The following is a 25,640-nucleotide window of genomic DNA, read 5'->3' on the forward strand; positions in this document are numbered from 1 at the left end:
GCCGAAACCGGGGCGCTGAATGTCGCAGTCTCGTAGAGACTTACTTGATCGCGGCGGCTTTCACGTCGTCGTCGATATAGGGCAGGTACTGCTCGAAGTTCTCTTTGAACATTTTCACGAGCTTCTCGGCCTGCGCATCGTATTCCTCGTTCACGCTCCAGGTCTTGCGCGGGTCGAGCAGGACGTCGGCCACATCCGGCACGGAGACCGGCACTTCGAAGCCGAAGTTCGGGTCGGTGCGGAATTCGACGTCATGCAGCGAACCGTCGAGGGCGGCGTGCAGCAGGTTGCGGGTTGCCTTGATCGGCATCCGCGAGCCGGAGCCGAAGGCCCCGCCGGTCCAGCCGGTGTTCACCAGCCAGCAGGTCGCACCGTGCTTCGCGATCTTTTCGCGCAGCAGGTTGCCGTAGGCTTCCGGGCGACGCGGCATGAACGGTGCGCCGAAGCAGGTGGAGAAGGTCGGGATCGGTTCCACGACGCCCACTTCCGTGCCCGGGGTCTTCGAGGTGAAGCCGGAGAGGAAGTGATACATCGCCTGCGCCGGGGTCAGACGTGCGATCGGGGGCAGAACGCCAAAGGCGTCGCAGGTCAGAAGAATGATGTTCTTCGGATGGCCGCCCATCGCGGTGTCGGACGCGTTGGAGATATACTCCAGCGGGTAGGCACAGCGCATGTTCTCGGTCAGCGAGCTGTCCTTGAAGTCGAGCACTTTGGTGTGCTCGTCGTAGACCATGTTCTCGATCACGGTGCCGAATTTGAAGGTCGTGGCGTAGATCTCCGGCTCGGCTTCCGCCGAGAGGTTGATCGTCTTCGCGTAGCAGCCGCCTTCGAAGTTGAACGTGCCCTTGTCGGACCAGCCGTGCTCGTCGTCGCCGATCAGGACGCGGGACGGGTCGGCGGAGAGCGTCGTCTTGCCGGTGCCGGACAGACCGAAGAAGATCGCGGTGTCGACCGGGTTGTTCGGCGCGTGGTTGGCGGAGCAGTGCATCGCCATGATGCCTTTGCCCGGCAGGATGTAGTTGAGAAGCGTGAACACGCCCTTCTTGTTCTCGCCCGCATATTCGGTGTTGCCGATCAGGATCAGCTTTTTCTCGAAGTTCAGCGCGACGACGGTCTCCGACCGGCAGCCGTGACGTTCCGGGTCGGCCTTGAAGGACGGCACGTTGATGACGGTGAAATCGGCGGTGAAATCATCGAGCTCCTTGAGCTCCGGACGGCGCAGCATGGTGCGGCAGAACAGACCGTGCCACGCGAGCTCGGTGATCATGCGGACATCGAGACGATTTTCCGGGTCGGCGCCGCCATACAGATCCTCGACGAAGAACTCGCGGCCCTTCATGTGCTCAAGCATATCGGCGTAGAGCACGTCGAATTTCGCCGGGTCCATCGGCTTGTTGTTTTCCCACCAGATCGTGTCTTCCACGTCCGGAGTGCGCACAACGAATTTGTCTTTCGGAGAGCGCCCGGTGTGCTCGCCGGTGCTCACGAGGAAAGAACCCCCTTGGCCAAGCTCGCCTTCGCCACGTTTGATCGCTTCCTGGATCAGCGCGGGCTCAAGCAGGTTGTAATAGACAGTGCCAAGCCCGGTAATGCCTTGGTCCTCAAGAGTGAAAGCCGGGTTCACGCGTCCGGTCGTCATATGCAAAGCTCCCTCGCCGTGTCCTTGACGGCGTCTGTGGATAACATTTGATGGCGCGAAAGGGCCATTCGCGCCCGGGGCGGCCATGCGCCCGACGGTTGTGCTATATCACGCTTGTCGCTGTCGTAAACAGGACACAGGTCAAGGTTAGCGCAACCATGACCGAGGTAGCGCAAACAGATCAAACCCCTTCTTTTGCGGGCATAAAATCCATGCAGCCGGAATGGCCGGATGAGACATATTAGTCATTCCTTGTCTTTTTTGTCTTTCCATGGCTTTCAGTGCCGCAACTGATTCGCGGTTTCGCTTGATTTGACCTCGGGAAACGCGGAGTATGGCACAAAAAATGAACCAGTTGAGCAGTTGAAGGGAACCGACCATGTCTCGTATCGCCTTGGTTGATGACGACCGGAATATCCTGACCTCCGTGTCCATGACCCTGGAAGCCGAGGGCTTCGAGGTTGAAACCTACAATGACGGGCAGTCGGCCCTCGACGCATTCAACAAACGCCTGCCGGATATGGCCGTCTTCGACATCAAGATGCCGCGTATGGACGGCATGGACCTGTTGCAGCGTGTGCGTCAGAAAACCAACATGCCGGTGATTTTCCTGACCTCGAAAGACGATGAGATCGACGAGGTTCTGGGGCTGCGCATGGGCGCCGACGACTACGTCAAGAAACCGTTTTCCCAGCGTCTTCTGGTCGAACGCATCCGCGCGCTTCTGCGTCGTCAGGAGGCGATCGCAGGCATCGACGTGGTCGAGACCGAAGACACCAAGGTCATGGTGCGCGGCGAGCTGGAAATGGACCCGCTGCGTCACGCGGTGACCTGGAAAGGCAACGATGTGACCCTGACCGTCACCGAATTCCTGTTGCTTCAGGCCCTTGCGCAGCGTCCGGGCTTCGTGAAATCCCGCGATCAGCTGATGGATGTCGCCTATGACGATCAGGTCTATGTCGACGACCGGACCATCGACAGCCACATCAAGCGTCTGCGCAAGAAAATGCGCTCCGCCGATCCCGACTTCTCCGCCATCGAAACGCTTTACGGCATCGGCTACAGGTATAACGAGGAATAATGTCGTTTTCTTCCGGCACGGATCGCGCCGCTAAGCGTGGCACCGAGGACACGGATGTGGTGCTCGGCGACGACTGGGTTGCGCCGCGCACACTCGATGCGGATTTGCGCGCGAAGCGGGAGCGTCGCCGTTTCATCGCCGTGAACCGTTCGCCTCTGGCGCAGAAGATCATCACCTTCAACCTTGTCGCGATCATCCTGATGGTCGCTGGCATCCTCTATCTCAACCCGTTCCGCGACAGCCTCGTGGTGCAGCGCGAAATGGCGATGGTCACCGAGGCGGCGCTGGTGGCCGATATGCTGGAGCTGACGGCGGGCAAGGACGGCGCGCTCACCGCGGATGGCAGGGCAGAGGACATCGCCTCCGTGCTGCAAGTGCTGGAACTGCCGCTGCGCGAACATGTCTTCGTCTACGATACGACGGGTCGCCTGATCGCCTCGACCGAGGGCATGGCGCGTGTCGAAATGGCACAGGTGGCGGGGATCGAGCGCAATGACCGCTCCACCGTGATTTCCGATTTCCTCAATGGCATCTGGTCGGCGGTGACGCTCAGCAAAGGTGCGCAGGGCACACAGATTTCCGACGCCAAGGAACATATCGCGGGTCTTGCCGGTCAGGCGCTCAACAATGAAATTCACGTCAACACCAGCGTCAGTGCCCAGGGCTTCACGGTCTTCACCGTCGCCGCGCCGGTCACCGTCGAGGCGGAGGCGGGCAAACAGACCATCGGGGCGATCGTGCTCACCTCCGGCGAGGGCGAAATCGATGAACTGGTCCGGGTCGAGCGCGAGCAGATTCTTCAGGTCTTCGTCATTGCCATTCTGGTTTCCATCGGTCTGAGTCTCGTTCTGGCCTCGACCATCGCCAACCCGCTCGCGGATCTCGCCGCCGCCGCCGAGATCGGGCGCGACAAGAACAGCCGCAAGGTGGCGCCGGGTCGCGTGCGCATTCCCGACCTGTCGGGCCGTCCCGACGAGATCGGACGCCTGTCCTCGGCGCTCCGGGGCATGGTGTCCGCGCTCTATGATCGGATCGACGCCAACGAACAATTCGCCGCCGATGTGGCCCATGAGATCAAGAACCCGCTGGCCTCTCTGCGCTCCGCAGTTGGCTCGCTCAGGATGATCAAGAAAGAGGAACACCGCGCGAAACTGCTCGATGTGATCGAACACGATGTGCGCCGCCTCGACCGTCTGGTCTCCGACATCTCCAACGCCTCACGGCTCGACAGCGAGTTGGTGAAGGAGGAGGAAGAGGAGTTCAACCTGATCCAGATGCTGAGCAACCTGATCGACTACCTGTCGCAGGAGGCGCAGGAGAAGGGTGTCGAGTTCATCTCCGACATGCCCGACAAGCCGATCGTGATTTCCGGCCTTGAGGCGCGTCTGGCGCAGGTCTTCGTCAACCTGATCACCAATGCGGTCTCGTTCTGCGAGGATGGCGATGCGATCCGGGTCTGGGTCCGCAAACGCGATCACCGGGTACTGATCGTCGTCGAAGATACCGGTCCGGGCATCCCCGAAGAGGCGCTGACCAAGATTTTCAAACGCTTCTATTCGGAGCGTCCCGAAGGTCAGTTCGGCAACAACTCGGGTCTCGGTCTTGCGATCTCGAAACAGATCGTCGAGGCGCATGGTGGCGTGATCTGGGCCGAGAACATCCGCCCGACCGATGCCGACATCACCTCCGATCCGCTTGGGGCGCGTTTCGTCGTCGGTCTGCCGGTCTGAGCGATGGAGAGCGAGGGCGCGCCGCTCAATCTGCATGCCTCCTGTGTTGCGCTGGATGAAAACGCAGCACTCCTGATCACCGGCCCCTCCGGCTGCGGCAAGTCCACGCTGGCGCTCACCCTCATGGGGTTCGGCGCGCATCTGGTCGCGGATGATCGCACCGAACTGACGCGCGCAGGCGACACCCTGATTGCCAAGGCGCCGGAAACGATCTCCGGCATGATCGAGGCCTGCGGGGTCGGGCTTCTCTCCGCCCCCGCGCTGTCACATGCGCGCATCAGGGCAGTGGTCGATCTGTCTCAAACTGAACCCAACCGCTTGCCTCCGGCGCGGGAAACGGCTCTGATTGATGTCTCGATTCCCGTGTTTTTCAAGGTCGAGGGCCCCGGTTTCGCCCCCGCCCTGATCCAATGGCTCAAAGGAGGCCGGTGCGCGTGAGCACTCCCGAGGGTGTCCAGATCGCCCAGACCCAGATCACCCAGACCAAGACACCGCAACGCGTGGTGCTGATCACCGGCCCGTCGGGTGCCGGACGTTCCACGGCGATCAACGCGCTGGAGGATCTCGGTTACGAGGTGATCGACAACCTGCCGATGTCGATCCTGCCGCGTCTTTTGGAAGGCGAGGGGCTGAGCCGTCCGCTGGCGCTGGGTCTCGATGTGCGCAACCGCGATTTCTCCGTCAACGGGCTGATCGAGGTGATCGACGATCTGAGCCGCGATCCGGGCTGCGAGGCCGAGGTGCTCTATCTCGATTGCGCGCCCGAGGTGCTGATCCGCCGCTATTCCGAAACCCGCCGTCGTCACCCTTTGGCCCCCGCCGAAACCGTCGCGGACGGCGTGGCGCGTGAGGTCGATCTGCTGGTGGCGATCCGGACGCGAGCGGACATTCTGATCGACACCTCGGAGATGACACCGCATCAGCTGCGCGACGAGATCGAACGTTGGTTCGCCGAGGGGCGGGAGGCGGAAATGGCCGTCTCCGTTCACAGCTTTTCTTACAAACGGGGCATGCCGCGCGGCGTCGATATGGTGTTCGATGTGCGGTTTCTGGCGAATCCCTATTGGGACGCGGCCCTGCGCGGGTTGAACGGCACGGATGCGCGGGTGCAGGACTATGTCCAAAACGACCCGCGTTTTGCGGCGTTTTTCGATAAGGTGCTGGAGCTGACGCTGCTTCTGCTGCCGGCCTACAAGGAAGAGGGCAAGAAACACCTCTCCATCGCGTTTGGCTGTACCGGAGGGCAACACAGATCGGTCACGCTGGCCGAAATTCTCTCCAAAGCCCTTGCGGAACATAATTGGCCGGTGTCAATAAGGCACAGGGAACTTGAACGCCGCCAGGGCGGCAACTGATCGGGGTATGGGCGTGATCGGAATCGTCATCGTCGCGCATGGAGGGCTGGCCAGGGAATATCTGGCCGCCGTGGAACATGTCGTGGGCAAACAGACGGGGATCGAGGCGATTTCCATCGAACCCGATCACGACCGCTCCATGAAACAGCGCGAGATTTGCGAAGCGGCCGACGAGGTCGACACCGGCGACGGTGTGGTCGTCGTCACCGATATGTTCGGCGGCAGCCCGTCGAACCTCTCGCTGATGGCCTGTCATCACGATGACAGAAAAATCATTTACGGCGCGAACCTGCCGATGCTGATCAAGCTCGCCAAATCGCGCCACAAATCGGTTGCGGAAGCGGTCGGCAGTGCATTGGATGCAGGCCGTAAATACATCGACAGTTTCGATGTGCAGGGCCGCTGATATAGAGGGCCGCTGAGCCGAAACGTCTTGAGGAGGGCACATGGCGTCTGTGACACGCACACATGAGATCGTGAACGTGAAGGGGCTGCATGCCCGGGCGTCGGCGAAATTCGTGGAAACCGTCGAGGAGTTCGACGCCGAGGCCCATGTCTCGAAAGACGGGCTGAGCACCGGCGGCGACAGCATCATGGGGCTTTTGATGTTGGCAGCCTCGAAGGGAACGACTATTGACGTCACCACGACGGGTGCCGATGCGGCGGCTCTGGCCGATGCGATCGAGGCCCTGATCAAGGACAGATTTGGCGAGGATATGTAAAGTGTCTCACCCCGAAGACCAAGGGACGGAGATCCACGCCCCGAAACCAGGTGACCCGGATTTCGTGCGCTATGACGGGCGCAAGCTGTCCTACGCCGGGACGTTTTCCGATCCGTCCAAGGTTGCGGTGATCCGCACCATCGAATGGGTGACCGGCAAACTGCCGCTGCTGCGCCGCATTCGCCGGTTCGAACGGATGGGTACGCCGATGGGCCAGCCGTTCTTTTCCCAAGCGCTGAAGGTCATGGGGATCGAGGTGAAGACCCCCGCCGAACAGATTGCCAAGATCCCCGCCACCGGCCCGCTCGTGGTGGTGGCCAACCACCCGCACGGTCTGGTCGACGGTCTGGTGATGGCCGAGCTGATCGGCCAGGTGCGCACCGATTACAAGATCCTGACCCGCTCGCTTCTGACCGGCATTCAGGAGATCGACCCGTTCATGTTGCCCGTGCCGTTTCCGCACGAGCCCGACAGTCACCGCGAGTCGATCAAGATGCGCAACGAGGCGATGGAGACTTTGAAAGCCGGGGGGGTGATCATTCTCTTCCCCGCTGGCGCCGTGGCCTCGTCCGAGACCTGGTGGGGGCCGGTGAAGGAAAAACCGTGGAACCCGTTCACCGCCAAGATGGTGTTGAAATCCGGCGCGACCGTGTTGCCGATCTATTTCCCGGGACGCAACACGCGGCTCTATCAGATCGCCGACAAGATCGCCGCGAGTTTCCGTCAGGGGCTTTTGCTGCATGAGATCGCTCATGCGCTCGACAAGCCGCAGTCGCCGGTCATCGGCGATCCGCTGACACCTGTCGATCTCGAACCGTGGCAATCGAAGACCCGCGAGTTCATGGACTGGATGCGCTCGCACACGCTGGCTTTGGGTGGACGGACGGACTGAGGCGGGGCGGATTTCTGCCCGACAAAAGTCCGACAGAAGTCCGACGCAAATCCGACAGTCAAAAGGGGCCCTTGAGGCCCCTTTGTTTTGCGTCGACCTTAGCGCGTCGGTACCGGCGTTTCGCCCCGGTAATCGTAGAAGCCCCGCTGGGTTTTCCGCCCGAGCCACCCGGCCTCGACATATTTCGTCAAAAGCGGGCAGGGCCGGTATTTCGTATCGGCCAACCCGTCGTGCAGCACGTTCATGATCGCCAGACAGGTGTCGAGCCCGATGAAATCGGCAAGCTCCAGCGGCCCCATCGGATGGTTCGCGCCAAGCTTCATCGACTCGTCGATGGATTTGACCGATCCGACCCCTTCGTAAAGCGTATAGACCGCTTCGTTGATCATCGGCATCAGGATGCGATTGACGATGAAGGCCGGGAAATCTTCGGCGGAAGCGGCGGTTTTCCCGAGCGATTCGACCACACCCAAAAGCGTCTTGTAGGTTGCTTCATCGGTGGCGATGCCGCGAATAAGCTCGACGAGTTTCATCACCGGCACCGGATTCATGAAGTGGAACCCCATGAATTTTTCCGGCCGGTCGGTGCGCGACGCAAGCCGGGTGATCGAGATCGACGAGGTGTTCGAAGTCAGGATCGTCTCGGGTTTCAGATGCGGCAGCAGGCGTTCGAAAATCGCGTTCTTGACGTCCTCGCGTTCGGTCGCCGCTTCGATCACCAGATCGGTTTGCCCGAGGTCTTCGAGTTTGAGCGTCGTGCTGATCCGAGCAAGTGCGGCATCCCGTTCATCTTGCGTGATTTTTTCGCGGGACACCTGCCGGTCGAGGTTGCGTGTGACGGTCACGACGGCCTTGTCCAGAGCGTCCTGAGAGATGTCGTTGAGGAGCACCTCATAGCCTCCGAGCGCGAAGACATGGGCGATGCCGTTACCCATCTGACCGGCGCCGACGACGCCCACTTTCCTGATGCCCATGACGCTTCTCCTTGGAATGACTTGGCCAGAGTTTACGCGCGCTGCAAGGCCCGGTTCAAGGGGTAAGACAGCGAGGCTGACCTGTAAAATTCACGACGAATTGTCGGTTTAGCGATTTCGCAACCTGTCTCTGCGAATCTGGGCCTTGGGTGAAAATACGAACCAGTGGGTGGACACATGGCTTACCAAAACATGGGCGAAGGCGCCCTCAATTATAATCCGTGCCGCTATGGCAAATCGAAACTTCTCTTCCGGGGGCCGCAAAAAGACCTCGATGAGCCCTATGTCGCCTTCCTTGGCGGCACCGAGACCTATGGCAAATATGTCGATGTGCCCTTCACCGATCTGGTCGAGGCGGGTGCGGGCATCGAGACCGTGAACCTCGGCTGTGTGAATGCCGGTGTCGATGTGTTCCTGAGCGACGAAACCGTGCTCGAGATCTGCAAGAAATCAAAAATGACGGTGCTGCAAATTTCCGGCGCACAGAACATGTCGAACCGTTTTTATGCCGTGCATCAGCGTCGCAACGATCGCTTCCTGCGCGCCTCGACTTTGCTTCGAACGATCTATCGTGAGGTCGATTTCACCGATTTCAACTTCACGCGGCACCTGCTTCAGACGCTCGCTCACGCGTCGGAGGAGAAATTCTTCATGGTGCGTCAGGAGCTTCGCGACGCTTGGGTGGCCCGGATGCGCACCATGGCTATGAAACTTCACGGTGAGCTGATGCTGCTCTGGATTTCCGACCATTCTCTGGATGATCAGACGGCCTGCGATGCAATCGGAGCCGATCCGCTGTTCGTCAATCGCGAGATGATCGAGGAGATTCGTCCCTTGGTCAAAGACGTGGTGGAGGTGGTCGCCACGCCCGAGGAGATCGCGCAGGGCTATGATCTCATGGTCTATTCCGATCTGGATGCCCCGGCGGCGCGGGAGATGCTCGGCCCCGTCGTTCATTCCAAGGCCGCAACGGCGCTTCAGGATGCGCTTGCCCCCTATGTGTGAAACACGGGGTGAGCCGGAGAGCAAAAAGCCCGCCGTTTTGGCGGGCTTTTTGTCTTGATTTGTCTCAGTCGCTCAGAGTTTCTCGGTCAGTTCCGGCACGGCCTGGAACAGATCGGCGACGAGGCCGAAGTCGGCGACCTGGAAGATCGGGGCTTCTTCGTCCTTGTTGATCGCAACGATGACCTTCGAGTCCTTCATCCCCGCAAGGTGCTGGATCGCACCGGAGATGCCGCAGGCGATGTAAAGCTCGGGGGCCACGACCTTGCCCGTCTGACCGACCTGCCAGTCGTTCGGGGCGAACCCCGAGTCGACCGCCGCGCGAGACGCACCGACGGCGGCACCGAGCTTGTCGGCGAGCTTTTCGATGATGGCGAAGTCCTCTTCCGAGCCGACACCGCGCCCGCCGGAGACGACGATCTTGGCGGAGGTCAGTTCCGGGCGGTCGCTTTCGGCCACCTTGTCCTCGACGAAGGCCGACAGGCCTTTGTCGCCCGCGCTGGCAGCCGTTTCGATCGCGGCGGAGCCACCGACCCCAGCCGCCTCGAAGGTCGAGGTGCGGAAGGAAATGACTTTCACCGCATCGCCGGATTTCACCGTCTGAATCGCGTTGCCGGCGTAGACCGGGCGTTTGAACGTATCGGCGTCCACAACCTCGATCACGTCGGACAGGACCATCACGTCGAGAAGCGCGGCCACACGCGGCAGCACGTTTTTGCCGGTGGTGGTTGCCGGTGCGGTGATGTGGGAATAGCCGCCCGCCAGCGAGACGATCAGATCGGCGAGGTTTTCGGCCAGACCATGGGCATAGGCCGCATCGTCGGCGACCAGCACCTTGGTCACGCCGTCGATTTTCGCGGCCGCGTCGCCCGGCGCGCCACAGACCAGAAGCGTCACATCGCCAAGTTTCGCCGAAGCGGACACGGCTTTCGCGGTGGCGTCGAGCGCAACCGTGCCGCCCGCCACTTCTGCAAGACAGAGAACAGCCATCAGACGAGACCTCCCTCTTTGAGTTTCGCAATCAGCTCATCGACGGAGCCAACCTTGATCCCGGCTTCCCGTGCAGCGGGCTCTTCGGTTTTGACAACCGTCAGGCGCGGGGTGGTATCGACGCCGTAATCGGCGGCGGTTTTCTCGTCGAGCGGCTTTTTCTTCGCCTTCATGATGTTCGGCAACGACGCATAGCGCGGCTCGTTGAGGCGCAGGTCGGTGGTGACGATGGCCGGAAGGGCGACGGAAATGGTCTGAAGACCGCCATCCACCTCGCGGGTCACAACCGCCTTGCCATCCGCGATCAGCACTTCGGAGGCAAAGGTCGCCTGGCCCCAGCCCAGCAGGGCCGCAAGCATCTGGCCCGTCGCGTTCATATCGTTGTCGATCGCCTGTTTGCCGAGGATCACCAGTTCGGGGGCCTCTTCCGCGACGATCTTGGCGAGGATTTTCGCCACTGCGAGCGGCTCGATATCGACGCCCTGATCCTCGGTCACGAGAATGCCGCGATCCGCGCCCATGGCGAGCGCGTTGCGGATCGTATCCGTGGCTTTTTTCTCGCCGATGGAGACCACCACCACCTCGGTGGCCACTCCCGATTCCTTGAGGCGAATGGCCTCTTCCACAGCAATCTCGTCGAACGGGTTCATCGACATTTTCACGTTTGCAAGATCGACACCCGTGCCATCGGTCTTCACTTTGACCTTCACGTTGTAGTCGATCACGCGTTTGACAGGCACAAGCACCTTCATTGCGTAAACTCCCTATAGTCCCCCGTTTTCGGGGATGCTCAAAAGCTCTCCGGCGTTGTTGTTAGCCGTTTGCTGATGCAGAAAATAGCCCCTAACGGCAAAAAGACGCATCCTGAACGTCACGTTCGGGACATTTTGTGTCGCAGCGTCATATTCGCAGAATGGCTTAGCGGTTGGCCCCCGGAACCCAGAGAACATCCGTCCGGCCATCGTCATTCGCCATCCGCGCGGCGCAAAACAGCCAGTCGGACAGGCGGTTCAGATACTTGATCGCCGCCGGGTTCACATCGCCGTTTTCCTCAGAGGCCAGTTCGGTTGCGATCCGTTCGGCGCGGCGCGCCACGGTGCGGGCGTGATGAAGATGGGCAGACAGGGGCGTGCCCGCCGGAAGGATAAAGCTCCGGAGCGGTTCGAGCACGGCGGTCATGGCGTCGATCTCGGTTTCCAGTCGCTCGACCTGCGCGTCGATGATGCGCAGGACCGGGTAGCCCGCTTCGGAATCGGCGCCCATGTTGGGCCGTGCCAGATCGGCGCCGAGATCGAACAGGTCGTTTTGAATGCGGGACAGGGCCGCGTCGGTTTCGCCTTCGGCATGAAGTCTGGCAAGGCCGAGGATAGAATTGGTTTCGTCCACTGTGCCGTAAGAGGACACGCGGGTTGCGTGTTTCGGCGCGCGGGACATATCGCCCAAGGACGTGTCGCCCTTGTCGCCGGTGCGGGTGTAGATCTTGTTCAGAACAACCATGTCAGTTTCCAGATTTGCGCAGGGCCACGTAGATCACCACAAGGATCACCGCGCCCAATTGCGCGAGGATGCGGGCCTGCATGAGTTTGTTGGAGCGTTTCGCCCCCTCGACCCCGCCGCGTCCGAACTGGGCGATGCCAAGGGCGAGAATCAGCACGACGACGAGACAGGCCGCGATGATGACGGTGAGAAATGTGTCGGACATGAGCGGCTCCTCCTCGCTGAGTTCCGTGCCGAAGTCTTGGGTATCTCATCAGACATAGCGCGTTTGCGCGGCTGAACCTAGCCTTTCGCCATCATCCATTCGCTGAGCCGTGCGGGCAGAAAGCGCAGGGCGAGGGCGGTAAACACGGTGACTTTCGTCACCGGGTAGCGGGCCTTCGGATTGCGATCCTCAAGGGCGCGCAGGAGCTTCTCGGTGACCGCTTCGGGGCCAAGTTCAAAGGCATCCGGTTTGGTCGTGTCGGCATGAAGCCTTTGGGTGAGCTTGGTGTAGCGGTCGGATTGCGGGCTGTTTTGCCAGTCGATCCAGCGGTCGAATTGTTTGCGCGAATTGAGCCGGAAATCGGTGCGGATCGGGCCGGGCTGAATGAGTGAGACATGCACCCCCGTGCCAAGCATTTCGAGGCGCAGGGCCGTGGTCAGGGCCTCGAGCGCATGTTTCGTTGCCGAATAGGAGCCGCGGAATTTCGTGGTCATGAAGCCCAGCACGGAGGAACATTGCACGATCCGCCCGTGCCCTTGTTCGCGCATCACGCGCACGGCGCGTTGCGTCAGATCGTGCCAGCCGAAGAGGTTGGCTTCGAAATGCTGACGAAGGGCGGCGACGGGCAGGTCCTCGATCAGCGCGGGGATCGCATAGGCGCCGTTGTTGAACAGCGCATCGAGCGTCCCGTCGGTGCGCGCCATGACCTCCGTCCATGCGGCTTCGATGGAGGCGGGATCTTCGTAGTCGAGGCGGAGAGACTCAAGCCCTTTGGCGCTCAGGCGTGTCACATCCTCTTCGGATCGGCAGGTCGCGAAGACCCGCCAGCCCAGCGATTTCAGATGATGAGCGGCATGATAGCCGATGCCGCTGGAGCAGCCGGTGATCAGAATGGTGCGCATGAAAAAGCCTTTCCCGGAAGGTCCGGGAAAGGCTTAACTTATGAAAGACATCGAGGGAATGTCTTTCGCCTGATATGAGTTTATTGCGAGATCTCGGTGAGGAATTTCGCGGACATGTACCCTTCGACCCCGTCGCCCTCGACGGAGATTTTGACCCAACCGTTTTCGACCGGAGAAATCACGCGCACGATGTCCGCACGCACCATCTGACCCAGAACCTCATTCATGGTCGAGGGGCCGGAGCGGACGTTGACGCGGCTGGCGGTGACCTGTTTGAGGAGCATCTCAGGTTCGGCTGAGGCACTGAGAACGGCGGCCATCTTTTCCGGGTCGGTGACTGTGGTCGTCGCTATTTGCGGGGTGTAGGCGGCGGGTTGTGCCGTCAGACCGGCGTTATCCTCCGCTGTCAGGCTGGCCTGATGGACCAGCGGCTGGGCGACATTCGGCTCTGGCGTGGCGGCCTTGAGTTCGGCCAGCGTCGGGACGTAATCGCCCTGACGTGCGGAAGAGCCTCCGAACGCCTCGGTGAATGTGTCGGAGATCTGCACCATGAGCGGCATTTTCTCGACCTGATTTGCCTCGAATTCGGCCTGTTCCTTTGCGGAAAAATCCCGGCCGAACACCATGAAAGCAGTCCAAAGACCGCACAATGTGATCAAAGTCAAACGCAGCATGTTCAAGCCCCCCAGCTTGTTGTCCTAACGTTACCTGATCTCTCAACGCACGGAATGGGGAAAAGTTCCGCTTTCTTCCACCTAACATGGGTGTGGTGGCGAGCCGGGGATCAGATGCGCTTGCCCGGTCCGGGGCGGGCGGCTATTCATCGTTCCCATGAGCAGTGATTTGACCCAAGACCCCGACCACGAAGACGCGCCGCAGGGCGAGACCTTCGAACCTTTGCGCCGTGCGATCGGCGAGCGCTATCTGCAATATGCGCTCTCGACGATTATGCACCGGGCGCTGCCCGACGCGCGTGACGGTCTGAAACCCGTGCACCGGCGCATCCTCTACGCGATGCGTGAATTGCGTCTGTCGGCGAGCGGCGGCTTCCGCAAATCGGCGAAAATCTCCGGCGACGTGATGGGCAACTATCACCCGCATGGCGATGCCGCGATTTACGATGCGATGGCGCGTCTGGCGCAGGATTTCAACGTCCGGTATCCGCTGGTCGACGGTCAGGGGAACTTCGGCAACATCGACGGCGACAACCCGGCGGCGTCCCGATACACCGAGGCGCGGATGACCATTGCCGCCGAGGCGCTGCTCGAAGGCTTGAACGAGGACGCGGTCGATTACCGCGACAACTACGACGGCACGCTGCGCGAGCCGGAGGTGCTGCCCGCCGCCTTCCCGAACCTTTTGGCGAACGGGTCGTCGGGCATCGCGGTCGGTATGGCGACGAACATCCCTCCGCATAACATCGGCGAGCTGATCGACGCCTCGCTGCATATGATCAAGACGCCGGATGTGCGTGACGAGACCCTGCTCAATTACGTCAAAGGCCCGGATTTTCCGACGGGCGGCATCATCGTCGAGCCGCGCGAGAGCATGGCGAGAACCTATGCCACGGGGCGTGGATCGTTCCGTCTGCGGGCGAAATGGGAGGTCGAGGATCTGGGACGCGGCGTCTGGCAGATCGTCGTGACCGAAATTCCCTATCAGGTTCAGAAATCGAAGCTGATCGAAAAACTCGCCGAGCTGATCCAGACCAAGAAAGTGCCGATTCTCGCCGATGTGCGCGACGAGAGCGCCGAGGACATTCGTGTGGTCCTTGAGCCGAAATCGAAAAACGTCGATCCGGATGTGCTGATGAACACGCTGTTCCGCAACTCGGATCTGGAGACGCGGTTCTCGCTCAACATGAACGTGCTGATCGACGGGCGGACGCCGAAGGTGTGCTCGCTCAAAGAGGTGCTGCGCGCCTGGCTCGATCACCGTCGTGTCGTGTTGCAACGCCGCTCGCAGCACCGTCTGGAGAAAATCGACCACCGTTTGGAAGTGCTCGAAGGCTTCATCATTGCCTTCCTCAATCTGGATCGCGTGATCGACATCATCCGTTATGACGATGACCCGAAAACTGCCCTGATGGCGGAGGTTTGGGGCCGCGACGTGCCGCGTGCGATGACGGAAAAAGATTACGTCAGCCCGCTGCCCGCGCCCGAGGGCCAGGGCGAGCTGACCGAGGTGCAGGCCGAGGCGATCCTCAACATGCGCCTGCGGTCCTTGCGGCGCCTCGAAGAGATCGAGCTGATCCGCGAACGCGATGCGCTTTTGGAAGAGAAGGCCGGGCTTGTGGAACTCTTGGGCTCCGAAGATCTGCAATGGGTGCGCATTTCCGACGAGCTGAAAGAGACCAAGAAGAAATTCGGCAAGGATTACGGCCCGCGCGGCGCGCGTCTGACGCAATTCGCTGAAGCCGCCGAAATCGAGGACGTGCCCTTGGAGGCGATGATCGAGCGCGAGCCGGTCACTGTTGTTCTGTCGCAAATGGGTTGGATCAGGGCCATGTCGGGGCACATCGACCTGACCCGCGAGCTGAAATTCAAAGACGGCGACGGGCCGCGTTTCCTCTTCCATGCGGAAACCACGGACAAGCTGATCCTGATGGGCTCGAACGGGCGATTCTATACGCTTTCGGCCGCCAACCTGCCCGGCGGGCGCGGCATGGGCGAGCCTGTGCGGCTGATGATCGACCTGCCCAACGAGGTGGAGATCGTCGACATCTTCAAACACGATCCGGAAGGCAAATTGCTGGTCGCGTCCAACGCAGGCAACGGCTTCCAGATCGCCGAAAAAGACGTGGTGGCCCAGACCCGCACCGGCAAACAGGTTTTGAACGTCAAGGATGACGAAAAAGCCGTGATCGTGCACCGGATCAAGGGCGATCACGTTGCCGTCTGTTCGCAGAACCGTCGCTTCCTTGTCTTCCCGCTCGATGAGGTGCCCGAGCTTGGGCGCGGCAAGGGCGTGCGGCTCCAGAAATACAATCAGGCGCGTGGCGCGCAGGGCATGCTGGAACTCGATGGCGGGCTGAGCGATCTGACGACCTTCGATTGGGAGCAGGGGCTGAGCTGGACCATGGGCGGTGGCAACACTCGCAGCGAGAAAGACATGACCCAGTGGCTCGGCAAACGTGCCGGCGTTGGCAAAGCGCCGCCGCATGGCTTCCCGAGGGACAACAAGTTTAGCTGAAATCTCGGCGGTGATTTCAGACAGGTGATTTAAATGGCGCAGTTGTTGAGCACGGAATTCGAGGGACGCGTGGGGCCGGTTTTAAGGCTCTCGCTCTGGACCGCGATCCTCACAGTGCTCACGCTGGGCTTTTACCGTTTCTGGATGAAAACGCGGCTCAGACGGCATTTCTGGGCCGCGGTGCGCCCGGACGGGACGCCTTTGGAATATGTCGGCAAGGGCATTGAGAAATTCACCGGGTTTCTGATCGCGCTTGTCTTTCTCGCGCTCCTGATCGGGGTCCTGGCGCTCCTGCTGGTCTATGCCTCCTATGTGCTCTTCAATGAAGAGATCGAGGCCTACCTGGCGGCGGGTCTGCTGGCTCTGCCATTGTTCTACTTCGCGTCCTATCGGGCCAAACGCTATGTCTATGCCCGGACCCGCTGGCGCGGCATTCGCTTTGCGCTCGAACCAGCGGCGGGGAAATATGCGCTCGTGGCCATGGGGCATGTTTTGCTCGCGCTGGTGACCCTAGGCCTGCTGTGGCCGCGCATGACGTTCAAACTGGAAAAATTCCGCACGGACCGCACGTTTTTCGGCGATCAGCGTCTCCATCAGGGCGGTAAATGGACCGGGCTTCTTGGGGCCTTCCTGCCGGTTTTGCTGAGTGTCTGGGGGGCGGCCATCGCAGGCGGGCTCGTCTCATGGTGGTTTTCCGAGGGGGCGGATCCCGAGAACATGGTGATTGCCTTGCTGCCGCTGTTCATCTTCTTCGGTATGCTCGGGGGGACGTTTTTTTATACCCGCTACCGGGTCGTCGCCTTGCGCTATCTCGCCAATCATAAGTCGGCGGGGGGCATCGGCCTGATCTCAAACCTGTCCTTTTCCCGCGTCCTTGGCATCAACCTTGGCGGCTATCTTCTCACCAACCTCGCGACGGCGGCGGCCACTTTTGTCGTGGGGGCGCTGGCCTCGCTCATTCTCGTTGCGCTCTATCCGGGCCTGTCGGATTTCGGCATCTTCGCCTCGGGCGCGGTGTCTGAGGGCACCTCCATCGGTGAGGAGGGCATGCCCTCTGCCGAAATCACCGTCTTTTTCGCGCTGTTTCTCTATATGGTGACCTTCCTGTTCTTTTCCGTCTTCCGTCAATGTTTCGTCGTCTTCCCCACATGGCGCCATTACGCCAGCACCCTGTCGCTCACCGGGGGCGAACACCTTGCCCAAATCCGTCAGCGCGACCGCGACGAGGCGGGGCAGGCAGAGGGCATTGCCGAAGCCTTCGATCTGGGAGCTGCGATATGAGTGCGGCGGGGCCTTGGGCACCGATCCCGGACGGGGTGCGCTGCGAGTTGGTCGACGGTAAGACGGCGGCGCGTCATGTGGTCTATGCACTGCTGCGCGATGGCGCGCTCGATTTGTCCTACACGGATGAGGCGGGCATAGAGCTGCGCTGGAACTGGCCGTTGTCGCATCTGCGCCATGTCGAGGGGCAGGGCGATCTGACTTGGGGCAAGGCGCCTTTGGGCGTGTACAGCAATGTGATGACCCCGACCGCGCGGCTCTATGTCCGGGACGGGCATCTGCGGGCGGCGCTCGAGGCGGAGGCACCAAATCTCAAACGCAAGACCCCGGTGACGGGGAGGGGGCGGCTCATCGGGCTGATCCTCGGCGCGATGGCCTCCGTCGCCTTCATCGTCTTCGCGCTCATTCCGCTCATTGCCGATCGACTGGCCGCCGGTTTGCCGGTCGAGGGCGAGCGCGCGCTGGGCGACAAGACCTATCAGCAGGTACGCGACAGTTTCGGCACGGTTTTTCCGCTGAACGAATGCACTGGGGCAGGTGGTGTTCTGGCGCTCAAGGAGATGGAGACCAAGCTGCTCGGGGTTTCCGATCTCGACCGGGAGGCGGTGCAGTTCACTGTGCTCGATCACGACATGATCAACGCTTTCGCCCTGCCCGGGGGGCGGATCGTCGTCATGCGCGGGTTGATCGAGGCGGCGGACACCCCCGAAGAGGTCGCCGCCGTGATCGCGCATGAGATGGGCCATGTCGCGTATCGTGACCCGACCCGCCACGCGCTGCGTTCGGTCGGGACATTCGGCGTGCTGTCTCTGGTGTTCGGCGATTTCGCGGGGGGCACGGTGGTGCTTCTGGGCGTCAATCAGCTTGTGAATGCGCAATATTCCCAAGGCGCGGAAAGCGCCGCCGACGCCTATGCCCATGCGCTTTTGCCCAAGGCCGGGGTGTCGCCGGGTGCGCTTGCGCCGCTGTTCGAACGGCTGAAGGCGAAATACGGCGACAGCGAAGGACTCGCCGCCCATCTCGCCTCCCACCCGAAACTCGGCGACCGGGTGACGCGGGCCGAAGCCGCAGCGGCTGGGTTCGAAGGCGAGGAAACGCCGTTGCTTTCGCCGCGCGTCTGGCGCGATTTGCAGGCGATCTGCGGCGATGATAAGGGCGAGAAAAAGCGCAAAAGCAACAGCGTTGCGCCCTGAGCTCTTTGCCGTTACCAATTCCCCCCGACCATCAGGAGGATCTGTCCCGTGTTTCACATTGCCCGTCGCGTATTTCTCGGCCTCACGCTTCTTGCCCTGACCGCTTGCAGCGATGCCAAGGAGGTGACGGAAGAGACACCCCTGGTGAACCTCGGGGACTTTGCGTTTGGACATAACGTGGTGATCGCCAAGGATGCGACGAAGGCGCCGTTTTCGCGCACGGCCAGTGAAGACGAGATCGAAACCGAATTGAAATCCGCGATGCAGGCCCGTTTCGGCCGGTATGACGGCGACAAGCTCTATCACATCGGCATCAAGGTGGACGCCTATGGTCTCGCCGCTCCCGGTATCCCGGTCTTGTTCACGCCGAAATCCGTGCTCGTGCTGTCCGTCAATATTTGGGACGATTCGAAAGGGGTGAAGCTGACGGAGAAACCCAAGCTTCTGACCGTGTTCGAAGGCGCCTCCGGGGCGACGCTGGTTGGGTCGGGCATCACGCGCACGAAAGAGGAGCAACTCGAGATTCTGAGCCGCAACGCGGCGCTGAAAGTCGAGCGCTGGTTGCAGGAAAACGGCCAATGGTTCGGGGTTGAGCCCATCGCCCCTGAGAGCTCGGAGGCGGATGAGGCCAAGGCCGCGCTTGAAGTTCTTGCCCCCGAAGCGGCAACAGAGGCCGCAAATGGCAACTGACGCTTGATTTTCCTGTCCGAAGCCACTACCTAGCCCGCGATGTTAATTTCGGGCCAGATTTCCGGCCCTTCAAACCAAGAGGCGCCTCGATATGGCTAAAGGTAAGTTTGAGCGTAACAAACCGCACGTCAACATCGGCACGATCGGCCACGTTGACCACGGCAAGACCACTCTGACGGCAGCGATCACCAAATACTTCGGTGACTTCAAAGCCTATGACGAAATCGACGGTGCGCCGGAAGAAAAAGCTCGCGGGATCACGATCTCCACGGCTCACGTGGAATACGAGACCCCGAACCGTCACTACGCGCACGTCGACTGCCCCGGCCACGCCGACTATGTGAAAAACATGATCACCGGTGCGGCCCAGATGGACGGCGGTATCCTCGTGGTGAACGCGGCTGACGGCCCGATGCCGCAGACCCGTGAGCACATCCTGCTCGCCCGTCAGGTTGGCGTGCCGGCTCTCGTTGTGTTCCTGAACAAAGTCGACCAGGTCGACGACGAAGAGCTCCTCGAGCTCGTCGAAATGGAAGTGCGCGAACTTCTGTCCGCCTACGACTTCCCGGGCGACGATATTCCGATCATCGCAGGGTCCGCTCTGGCCGCTCTCGAAGGCCGTGACCCGGAGATTGGCGAAGAGAAGATCAAGGAACTGATGGCCGCTGTCGACGAGTACATCCCGACCCCGGCGCGTGCTGTCGACCAGCCGTTCCTGATGCCGATCGAAGACGTGTTCTCGATCTCCGGTCGTGGTACGGTTGTGACCGGCCGTGTGGAGCGCGGTGTGATCAACGTGGGCGACGAGATCGAAATCGTCGGCATCCGCGACACCAAGAAAACCACCTGTACCGGTGTTGAAATGTTCCGCAAACTGCTCGACCGCGGTGAAGCCGGCGACAACATCGGCGCTCTGCTGCGCGGTGTGGACCGTGAAGGCGTTGAGCGTGGTCAGGTTCTGTGTAAACCGGGCTCCGTGAACCCGCACACCAAATTCGAATCCGAGGTCTACATTCTGACCAAGGAAGAAGGTGGCCGTCACACCCCGTTCTTCGCGAACTACCGTCCGCAGTTCTACTTCCGTACGACGGACGTGACCGGGACCGTTGTTCTGCCGGAAGGCACCGAGATGGTGATGCCGGGCGACAACCTGAAATTCACGGTTGAGCTGATCGCTCCGATCGCGATGGAAGAAGGTCTTCGCTTCGCCATCCGCGAAGGCGGCCGCACCGTGGGTTCGGGCGTTGTGTCCAAAATCCTTGCTTAATCAGCTTCGCTGATTAAGAAATAGAAAGGGCTCCACGAAAGTGGGGCCCTTTTCGTTTCGGCGCGATGATGGCGACCTGCGGCACTCAAGCGGCGGCTTTTTCACGAGCCTGAACCATCCCGCGTTCGATGATCGACGCCGTCATGTCGAGGATGGACTGTGCCGAGGAGATCGCCTTGCGCCCCATCAGCGCCTCTGCGCGGGTCGTGTCGAAGGTCGGCCGATAGCCCAACTCGTTGAGGTTCGCCCGGACGTCGCCGTCGAACATCCCCATGATCCGCACCAGCCAATCGGGTGCGCTGCGCAGCGGCAGTTTGGAGCGGAGCCCCGGATAGGCTTTGGCCACGGTTTCGGCGATCTCGCGGATCGACATCGGGTCGAAACCCGCGGGATGACGTTTGCCCACGGCCGCGGGCGAAGTCATTGCCGCCACATGAATGCGCGCCAGATCGCGTGCGTCGGCAATGTTCAGATGCAGATCGGGCGACATCGGGAATCCGCCTTTCAGCATGCGCAACAGCACCGCTCCGGACACGCCCGCGTCATCGTCGATGAGCGGTCCGGTGATGAAGCCGGGCTGCACGGTCGCAAGCGGGAGATTTTCCGCTTTCGCAATCTCCCATGCGCGGCGCTCAGCATAGTATTTCGACTGGCCGTATGCAGTCAGTCGCCCTCCGTCCGGGTTTGACCACTGGCTTTCGGTAATGAATTTGGGCCGGTCGCCGGTGAGCCCGTAGTTCATCGTTATGATCGAGGAGGTAAGGACAACCCGCTCGACACCTGCACCGAGCGCGGCGTGCAGCGCGCGTTCCGTTCCGGAAACGGCAGGGCGAATCAAGGCCTGCGGGTCTTTCGGCATGGTGGTCACGAAGGGCGAGGCGGCGTGGATCATGAAGCGCGCTCCTTTTGCCGCGTCTGACCAGCCGGTGTCGTCGAGCAGGTCGAGTTTTACGAAGTTGAGGCGGGAGATGTCGGCGCCGGCGCGGGCAAGGGCTGCGCGTGTTGCATCTGCGCGGGCGGGATTGCGGAGACTTCCGCGAACATGGTAGCCGGAATTGAGAAGGTCGAGCGCAAGGTGGCCTCCGAGAAAGCCGGTGACGCCGGTAAGAAGGACGGTATCGGTCATTTTGGGTCTCGCATGATTGCAATTGAACGATATGAACGATATTCGTTCATATCGTAAAGTTAAGCGCCTTGCGCAAAGGCTGAAAGGGCCCATGCCATGACACAAGATCGGACCAGCGACCGGATCGTCGACGCGGCACGAGAGTTGTTCATGGAAAACGGTCTGCGCGGCACGTCCATGGAAGCCATTGCCCGCGCCGCAAACGTTGCGAAACCAACGCTTTACGGCCGTTTCAAGAGCAAGGACGAGGTGTTCGAAGCTGTCGTGGCGCAAGTGATCGACATCCTTGGGGCAGCGATTCGCGAGGGGACAACCTGTGACGGCGACTTGCCGGATCGGGTCGCCGGGGGGCTGCTCGCCAAATATGCCGTATTGAACCGCCTGCTGGGCGACTCACCGCATGCGCGCGAATTGATCGAAGCGCCGAAACGGGACACAAGCGACGCGTTCGCCCGGTTCGAAGCCGAGTTGCTGGGCAGGCTGTCGGATGAAATCGCCGTCGAGTTTCCAGACGAAGCGGAGCGCTTTGCGCGGCTTGCGATCAGCTGTGCCGATGGGATCAACCGGCTGGGCGAGGGGCGCGCCGACATCGAGGCGGACATTCGCTTCATGGTGCAGCGACTTCTCAAAGCCTGACGCAGGACAAGCAGTCCGATGCCGCAGAAGGTGAGAAAGCCAGCACAAGCTGTCTGTCTGAAGGGTCGGGCGGCGTCTGTCTGACCGGAAGTCTGCGGAGGGGCTGAAAACCGCCACGGAAGGGTGTGAAACCCTCTTGCAAACCTTTTCGCCTTCGCGTAGGTCGTGGCTCGGCCTTAGGGGTATAGCTCAGTTGGTAGAGCGACGGTCTCCAAAACCGTAGGTCGCGGGTTCGAACCCTGCTGCCCCTGCCATTTCACCGGACATTCTCTTCAATATGAACGTGCGATGGGCATGCGGGCTTGAAATTGCCGTTCCGCTCGCGTATCTGCGCCGGGTAATCAGAGGTTCAGGACGAAAAGATGGCCACGAAAACCAACCCGATTCAGTTCATCCAGCAGGTTCGCTCGGAGGCGGCGAAGATCGTCTGGCCGACGCGTCGCGAGGTGATGCTGACCACGTTGATGGTGTTCATCATGGCCGCGCTGACCGCGACCTTCTTCTTCCTCGTGGACCTGATCATCCGCACCGGGCTTACAGGGTTCCTGAACCTGTTCGGCTGAGCCCGTTTCGGCTATAGAAAACTCCGAGGAGGAGTTTCCCATGGCCAAATTTTTCAAGAGCATCACCGATCCTCTGCGCCGCATTGTCGAGCGTCAGAGGATTTTCTTTGTGGCGACCGCCGCCGAAGGCGCGCGGGTGAACGTCTCGCCGCGCCCAACCGCCGACACGCTCAGGATCACCGGGCCGAACGAGGCGATGTATCTCGACATGACGGGTTCGGGTGCGGAAACCGCGGCGCATCTGCGGGCGGACGGGCGGATGACGATGATGTTCTGTTCCTTCGAGGAACAGCCGATGATCGTCCGGTTCTTCGGCGCCGGGCGTTCGGTTCTGAAGGGCACGGAAGAGTTCGACACGCTTCTTGCGAATTACTTCGACGGCAAGGATTTGCCGGGCAGCCGACAGATCGTGGTGATGGCGGTCGAGGCGACCCAAAGCTCTTGTGGGTACGGTGTGCCGTTCTTCGAGTATACCGGCGAGCGTTCGACCCTGCGTGACTGGAGCGAGCGCAAGGGCGATGCCGGAATTGCCGACTATCTCACTGAGAAGAACCTTGTGTCGCAGGACGGTTTGCCCACCGGGTTCGAGAGCGTGGTCGACGCCCTAAAGGGTTGAACTTGCGTCCGTGAGCGTATAGAGCGGGCGCACTCTTGCGAGACGGGCGTGCAGCGATTCGAGTTGCGCGCCGCTTTATTGTTTCGGGGAGCTGTGCCGAAAGGTGCGGTGGGAATTAACGAGACTCGGTGCAAACCGGGGAAAACGAAAAGGCAAAGGCACCATGGCGAAGCGTTGGTATTCGGTGAGCGTTCTCTCGAACTTCGAGAAAAAAGTCGCCGAAGCGATCAAAACGGCCGTGGAAGAAAAAGGCCTTCAGGATCAGATCGAAGAAGTTCTGGTGCCGACCGAAGAGGTCATCGAGGTGCGCCGGGGCAAAAAGGTGACGACCGAGCGTCGTTTCATGCCGGGCTATGTGCTTGTTCGTATGGAAATGACCGACCAGGGCTATCACCTGATCAACTCGATCAACCGGGTGACCGGCTTCCTGGGTTCTTTCGGCAAGCCGATGCCGATGCGCGATTCTGAGGTTCAGGCGATCCTGGGCCGTGTCGAGGAAAACGCGGAAGCACCGCGGACCACGATCACCTTCGAGATCGGCGAGCAAGTCTCTGTCGCCGAAGGTGCCTTCGAGGGCTTCGACGGGATGGTCGAGGAAGTGGATGACGCCAACCAGCGCCTGAAAGTCTCCGTGTCGATCTTTGGCCGGGCCACCCCGGTCGAACTGGAATTCACTCAGGTCAACAAACGGGCCTGAATGGCGCGCCCTTCGGGGCGCATGAGCCGTGGGAGGCGAGGGCGACGCGTCGTCCGGACCAGACCACACAACGAAAGTGGTCGCAAAACGCGTTTTGCGATCGTTGGAAAGGAAAAAGCCAATGGCTAAGAAACTCGCAGGCAAAATGAAGCTGCAAGTGCCCGCCGGTGCAGCGAACCCGTCCCCGCCCGTGGGCCCGGCGCTCGGTCAGCGCGGCATCAACATCATGGAATTCTGTAAGGCGTTCAACGCCAAGACGCAGGATATGGAGCCCGGTGCGCCGTGCCCGACCGTGATCACCTACTACTCCGACAAATCCTTCTCGATGGACATCAAGACGCCGCCGGCTTCTTATTACCTCAAGAAGGCTGCTGGTCTCAAACCCGTCGGCAAACGCAACCGCCCCAAAGGCGCTGTGAACCCGGGCCGCGAGACCATCGCAACCGTGACCATCGCGCAAGTGCGTGAAATTGCCGAAGCGAAGATGAAAGATCTCAACGCCAACGACATCGAAGGCGCAATGCAGATCATCGTCGGCTCCGCGAAATCCATGGGCATCGAGGTGAAGTAATGGCGAAACTTGGCAAACGTACCGTCGCTGCTCGCGCAGCTTTCGCTGGCAAAGAAAACATCTCCGTCGAGGATGCCGTTGCGCTGATCAAAGCCAACGCCTCCGCCAAATTCGATGAGACCGTTGAGATTGCGTTGAACCTCGGCGTCGACCCGCGTCACGCTGACCAGATGGTCCGCGGCGTTGTGACCCTGCCGAACGGCACCGGTAAATCCGTGCGCGTGGCTGTGTTCGCCCGTGGCGCGAAAGCCGACGAAGCGACCGCCGCCGGTGCGGACATCGTGGGCGCCGAAGACCTGATGGAAACCATTCAGGGCGGCACCATCGAGTTCGATCGCTGCATCGCGACCCCGGACATGATGCCGATCGTCGGCCGTCTGGGTAAGATCCTCGGCCCGCGCAACCTGATGCCGAACCCCAAGGTCGGCACCGTGACCATGGACGTCAAAGCGGCTGTTGAAGCTGCCAAAGGCGGCGAAGTGCAGTTCAAGGCTGAAAAAGCCGGTGTTGTGCACTGTGGCGTTGGCAAAGCATCCTTCGATGCCGCCAAACTGGCCGAAAACATCCGCGCTTTCGTGGATGCGGTTCAGAAAGCCCGTCCGACCGGCGCGAAAGGCACCTACATGAAGAAAGTGTCCCTTTCTTCGACGATGGGCCCGGGCGTTTCGGTCTCCGTGGACTCCGCGACTGGCAACTAAGTCAGCGTCTCGCGAATGTGATACGCGACGGGCGAAAAGTGTATTTTGTAGAAATGCATGATCGCCTTTCCACTTAGGATAAGATTTGAAAGGTGCTCCGTTTGGGGCGCCTTTTGCTTTC

At 60.9% G+C, this 25,640-nt stretch carries 29 protein-coding genes and 1 tRNA gene; 20 read left to right on the forward strand and 10 right to left on the reverse strand.

All coding sequences use genetic code 11. The features are described 5' to 3' along the window. Positions 1–40: 40 nt before the first annotated feature. Together V1475_RS05765 and V1475_RS05770 are read right to left on the reverse strand one after the other, a co-directional pair. Entirely contained in the window at positions 41–1,639 is a 1,599-nt protein-coding gene (locus V1475_RS05765) for a phosphoenolpyruvate carboxykinase (protein WP_434289343.1), read from the reverse strand. Between the two features lie 147 nt (positions 1,640–1,786). Continuing rightward, positions 1,787–2,020, reverse strand: a complete 234-nt coding sequence (locus tag V1475_RS05770; protein ID WP_434289341.1) for a hypothetical protein — start codon at positions 2,018–2,020, stop codon at positions 1,787–1,789. On the opposite strand from V1475_RS05770, the gene V1475_RS05775 reads away from it, so the two are divergent. From V1475_RS05775 to V1475_RS05805, 7 genes are read left to right on the forward strand one after another with little or no spacing between them, the layout of a single operon-like run. After that, positions 2,019–2,720 carry a response regulator transcription factor gene (locus tag V1475_RS05775; RefSeq protein ID WP_434289339.1) on the forward strand — a complete coding sequence of 234 codons (702 nt, stop codon included), beginning with the start codon at positions 2,019–2,021 and terminating at the stop codon, positions 2,718–2,720. The genes V1475_RS05770 and V1475_RS05775 overlap by 2 nt on opposite strands. After that, complete coding sequence (locus V1475_RS05780; RefSeq protein WP_479411988.1) at positions 2,720–4,450, forward strand: ATP-binding protein; 1,731 nt, start codon at positions 2,720–2,722, stop codon at positions 4,448–4,450. Before V1475_RS05775 ends, V1475_RS05780 begins: the two co-directional genes overlap by 1 nt. Before the next feature lie 3 nt (positions 4,451–4,453). After that, complete coding sequence (locus V1475_RS05785) at positions 4,454–4,888, forward strand: HPr kinase/phosphorylase (protein ID WP_479411989.1); 435 nt, start codon at positions 4,454–4,456, stop codon at positions 4,886–4,888. A 35-nt stretch (positions 4,889–4,923) separates the two neighbouring features. Continuing rightward, positions 4,924–5,805, forward strand: coding sequence for an RNase adapter RapZ (rapZ, locus tag V1475_RS05790; RefSeq protein WP_479413956.1), 882 nt, complete (start codon positions 4,924–4,926; stop codon positions 5,803–5,805). Between the two features lie 13 nt (positions 5,806–5,818). After that, positions 5,819–6,211 (forward strand): PTS sugar transporter subunit IIA, encoded by a 393-nt coding sequence (locus V1475_RS05795; protein ID WP_434290938.1) that lies wholly within the window; start codon positions 5,819–5,821, stop codon positions 6,209–6,211. A 40-nt stretch (positions 6,212–6,251) separates the two neighbouring features. Continuing rightward, positions 6,252–6,527, forward strand: coding sequence for an HPr family phosphocarrier protein (locus V1475_RS05800; RefSeq protein ID WP_434289334.1), 276 nt, complete (start codon positions 6,252–6,254; stop codon positions 6,525–6,527). 1 nt (position 6,528) lies between these two features. Then, positions 6,529–7,419: a lysophospholipid acyltransferase family protein gene (locus V1475_RS05805; protein WP_434289333.1), complete on the forward strand. Its 891-nt coding sequence runs from the start codon at positions 6,529–6,531 to the stop codon at positions 7,417–7,419. 98 nt (positions 7,420–7,517) lie between these two features. Here the strand turns inward: V1475_RS05805 and V1475_RS05810 are convergent, their stop codons facing one another. Then, entirely contained in the window at positions 7,518–8,393 is an 876-nt protein-coding gene (locus tag V1475_RS05810; RefSeq protein ID WP_434289331.1) for a 3-hydroxybutyryl-CoA dehydrogenase, read from the reverse strand. A gap of 177 nt (positions 8,394–8,570) precedes the next feature. Between V1475_RS05810 and V1475_RS05815 the strand changes: the two genes are divergently transcribed. After that, positions 8,571–9,398: a DUF6473 family protein gene (locus V1475_RS05815; protein WP_479411990.1), complete on the forward strand. Its 828-nt coding sequence runs from the start codon at positions 8,571–8,573 to the stop codon at positions 9,396–9,398. Between the two features lie 72 nt (positions 9,399–9,470). Here V1475_RS05815 and V1475_RS05820 read toward each other — a convergent pair whose 3' ends face one another. From V1475_RS05820 to V1475_RS05845, 6 genes are all read right to left on the reverse strand, one after another. Next, positions 9,471–10,385: an electron transfer flavoprotein subunit alpha/FixB family protein gene (locus V1475_RS05820; protein ID WP_479411991.1), complete on the reverse strand. Its 915-nt coding sequence runs from the start codon at positions 10,383–10,385 to the stop codon at positions 9,471–9,473. Further along, on the reverse strand, positions 10,385–11,137 hold the full coding sequence (locus V1475_RS05825) for an electron transfer flavoprotein subunit beta/FixA family protein (protein WP_479411992.1): 753 nt from the start codon (positions 11,135–11,137) through the stop codon (positions 10,385–10,387). The genes V1475_RS05820 and V1475_RS05825 overlap by 1 nt, the downstream gene beginning before the upstream one ends. 166 nt (positions 11,138–11,303) lie before the next feature. Then, the gene (locus tag V1475_RS05830; RefSeq protein WP_479411993.1) at positions 11,304–11,882 is read right to left on the reverse strand and encodes a cob(I)yrinic acid a,c-diamide adenosyltransferase; all 579 of its coding nucleotides are present in this window, start codon (positions 11,880–11,882) and stop codon (positions 11,304–11,306) included. Between the two features lies 1 nt (position 11,883). Continuing rightward, positions 11,884–12,087 (reverse strand): twin transmembrane helix small protein, encoded by a 204-nt coding sequence (locus tag V1475_RS05835; RefSeq protein WP_434289322.1) that lies wholly within the window; start codon positions 12,085–12,087, stop codon positions 11,884–11,886. A 77-nt stretch (positions 12,088–12,164) separates the two neighbouring features. Next, positions 12,165–12,989 carry an SDR family NAD(P)-dependent oxidoreductase gene (locus V1475_RS05840; protein ID WP_479411994.1) on the reverse strand — a complete coding sequence of 275 codons (825 nt, stop codon included), beginning with the start codon at positions 12,987–12,989 and terminating at the stop codon, positions 12,165–12,167. A gap of 80 nt (positions 12,990–13,069) precedes the next feature. Next, positions 13,070–13,615 carry an SH3 domain-containing protein gene (locus V1475_RS05845; RefSeq protein WP_479411995.1) on the reverse strand — a complete coding sequence of 182 codons (546 nt, stop codon included), beginning with the start codon at positions 13,613–13,615 and terminating at the stop codon, positions 13,070–13,072. Between the two features lie 205 nt (positions 13,616–13,820). On the opposite strand from V1475_RS05845, the gene V1475_RS05850 reads away from it, so the two are divergent. The 5 genes from V1475_RS05850 (at position 13,821) to tuf (ending at position 20,612) form a co-directional block, all read left to right on the forward strand. Next, positions 13,821–16,181: a DNA topoisomerase IV subunit A gene (locus tag V1475_RS05850; protein WP_479411996.1), complete on the forward strand. Its 2,361-nt coding sequence runs from the start codon at positions 13,821–13,823 to the stop codon at positions 16,179–16,181. A gap of 33 nt (positions 16,182–16,214) precedes the next feature. Continuing rightward, positions 16,215–17,462 carry a DUF898 family protein gene (locus V1475_RS05855; RefSeq protein WP_479411997.1) on the forward strand — a complete coding sequence of 416 codons (1,248 nt, stop codon included), beginning with the start codon at positions 16,215–16,217 and terminating at the stop codon, positions 17,460–17,462. Next, a complete protein-coding gene (locus tag V1475_RS05860) occupies positions 17,459–18,655 on the forward strand; it encodes a M48 family metallopeptidase (protein WP_479411998.1) in 1,197 nt (398 codons plus the stop codon). The genes V1475_RS05855 and V1475_RS05860 overlap by 4 nt, the downstream gene beginning before the upstream one ends. A 48-nt stretch (positions 18,656–18,703) precedes the next feature. After that, positions 18,704–19,345 carry a hypothetical protein gene (locus tag V1475_RS05865; protein ID WP_434289310.1) on the forward strand — a complete coding sequence of 214 codons (642 nt, stop codon included), beginning with the start codon at positions 18,704–18,706 and terminating at the stop codon, positions 19,343–19,345. Between the two features lie 91 nt (positions 19,346–19,436). After that, positions 19,437–20,612 carry an elongation factor Tu gene (tuf, locus tag V1475_RS05870; RefSeq protein WP_434289286.1) on the forward strand — a complete coding sequence of 392 codons (1,176 nt, stop codon included), beginning with the start codon at positions 19,437–19,439 and terminating at the stop codon, positions 20,610–20,612. An 85-nt stretch (positions 20,613–20,697) separates the two neighbouring features. Here tuf and V1475_RS05875 read toward each other — a convergent pair whose 3' ends face one another. Further along, positions 20,698–21,738: an NAD-dependent epimerase/dehydratase family protein gene (locus tag V1475_RS05875; RefSeq protein WP_479411999.1), complete on the reverse strand. Its 1,041-nt coding sequence runs from the start codon at positions 21,736–21,738 to the stop codon at positions 20,698–20,700. A gap of 96 nt (positions 21,739–21,834) precedes the next feature. Between V1475_RS05875 and V1475_RS05880 the strand changes: the two genes are divergently transcribed. The 7 genes from V1475_RS05880 (at position 21,835) to rplA (ending at position 25,519) form a co-directional block, all read left to right on the forward strand. Then, positions 21,835–22,374, forward strand: coding sequence for a TetR/AcrR family transcriptional regulator (locus V1475_RS05880; protein ID WP_479412000.1), 540 nt, complete (start codon positions 21,835–21,837; stop codon positions 22,372–22,374). A gap of 178 nt (positions 22,375–22,552) precedes the next feature. Then, a tRNA-Trp gene (locus tag V1475_RS05885) sits at positions 22,553–22,628 on the forward strand. A gap of 108 nt (positions 22,629–22,736) precedes the next feature. After that, positions 22,737–22,937: a preprotein translocase subunit SecE gene (secE, locus tag V1475_RS05890; RefSeq protein WP_434289308.1), complete on the forward strand. Its 201-nt coding sequence runs from the start codon at positions 22,737–22,739 to the stop codon at positions 22,935–22,937. 40 nt (positions 22,938–22,977) lie between these two features. Continuing rightward, on the forward strand, positions 22,978–23,553 hold the full coding sequence (locus V1475_RS05895; RefSeq protein ID WP_479412001.1) for a pyridoxamine 5'-phosphate oxidase family protein: 576 nt from the start codon (positions 22,978–22,980) through the stop codon (positions 23,551–23,553). Positions 23,554–23,716: 163 nt separating this feature from the next. Next, positions 23,717–24,250 (forward strand): transcription termination/antitermination protein NusG, encoded by a 534-nt coding sequence (nusG, locus tag V1475_RS05900; RefSeq protein WP_434289304.1) that lies wholly within the window; start codon positions 23,717–23,719, stop codon positions 24,248–24,250. Positions 24,251–24,371: 121 nt separating this feature from the next. After that, entirely contained in the window at positions 24,372–24,821 is a 450-nt protein-coding gene (gene rplK, locus V1475_RS05905; RefSeq protein WP_434289302.1) for a 50S ribosomal protein L11, read from the forward strand. Continuing rightward, positions 24,821–25,519 carry a 50S ribosomal protein L1 gene (gene rplA / locus V1475_RS05910; protein WP_479412002.1) on the forward strand — a complete coding sequence of 233 codons (699 nt, stop codon included), beginning with the start codon at positions 24,821–24,823 and terminating at the stop codon, positions 25,517–25,519. The genes rplK and rplA overlap by 1 nt, the downstream gene beginning before the upstream one ends. Positions 25,520–25,640 lie beyond the last annotated feature (121 nt).

It is taken from the genome of Celeribacter sp. SCSIO 80838 (assembly GCF_056498065.1).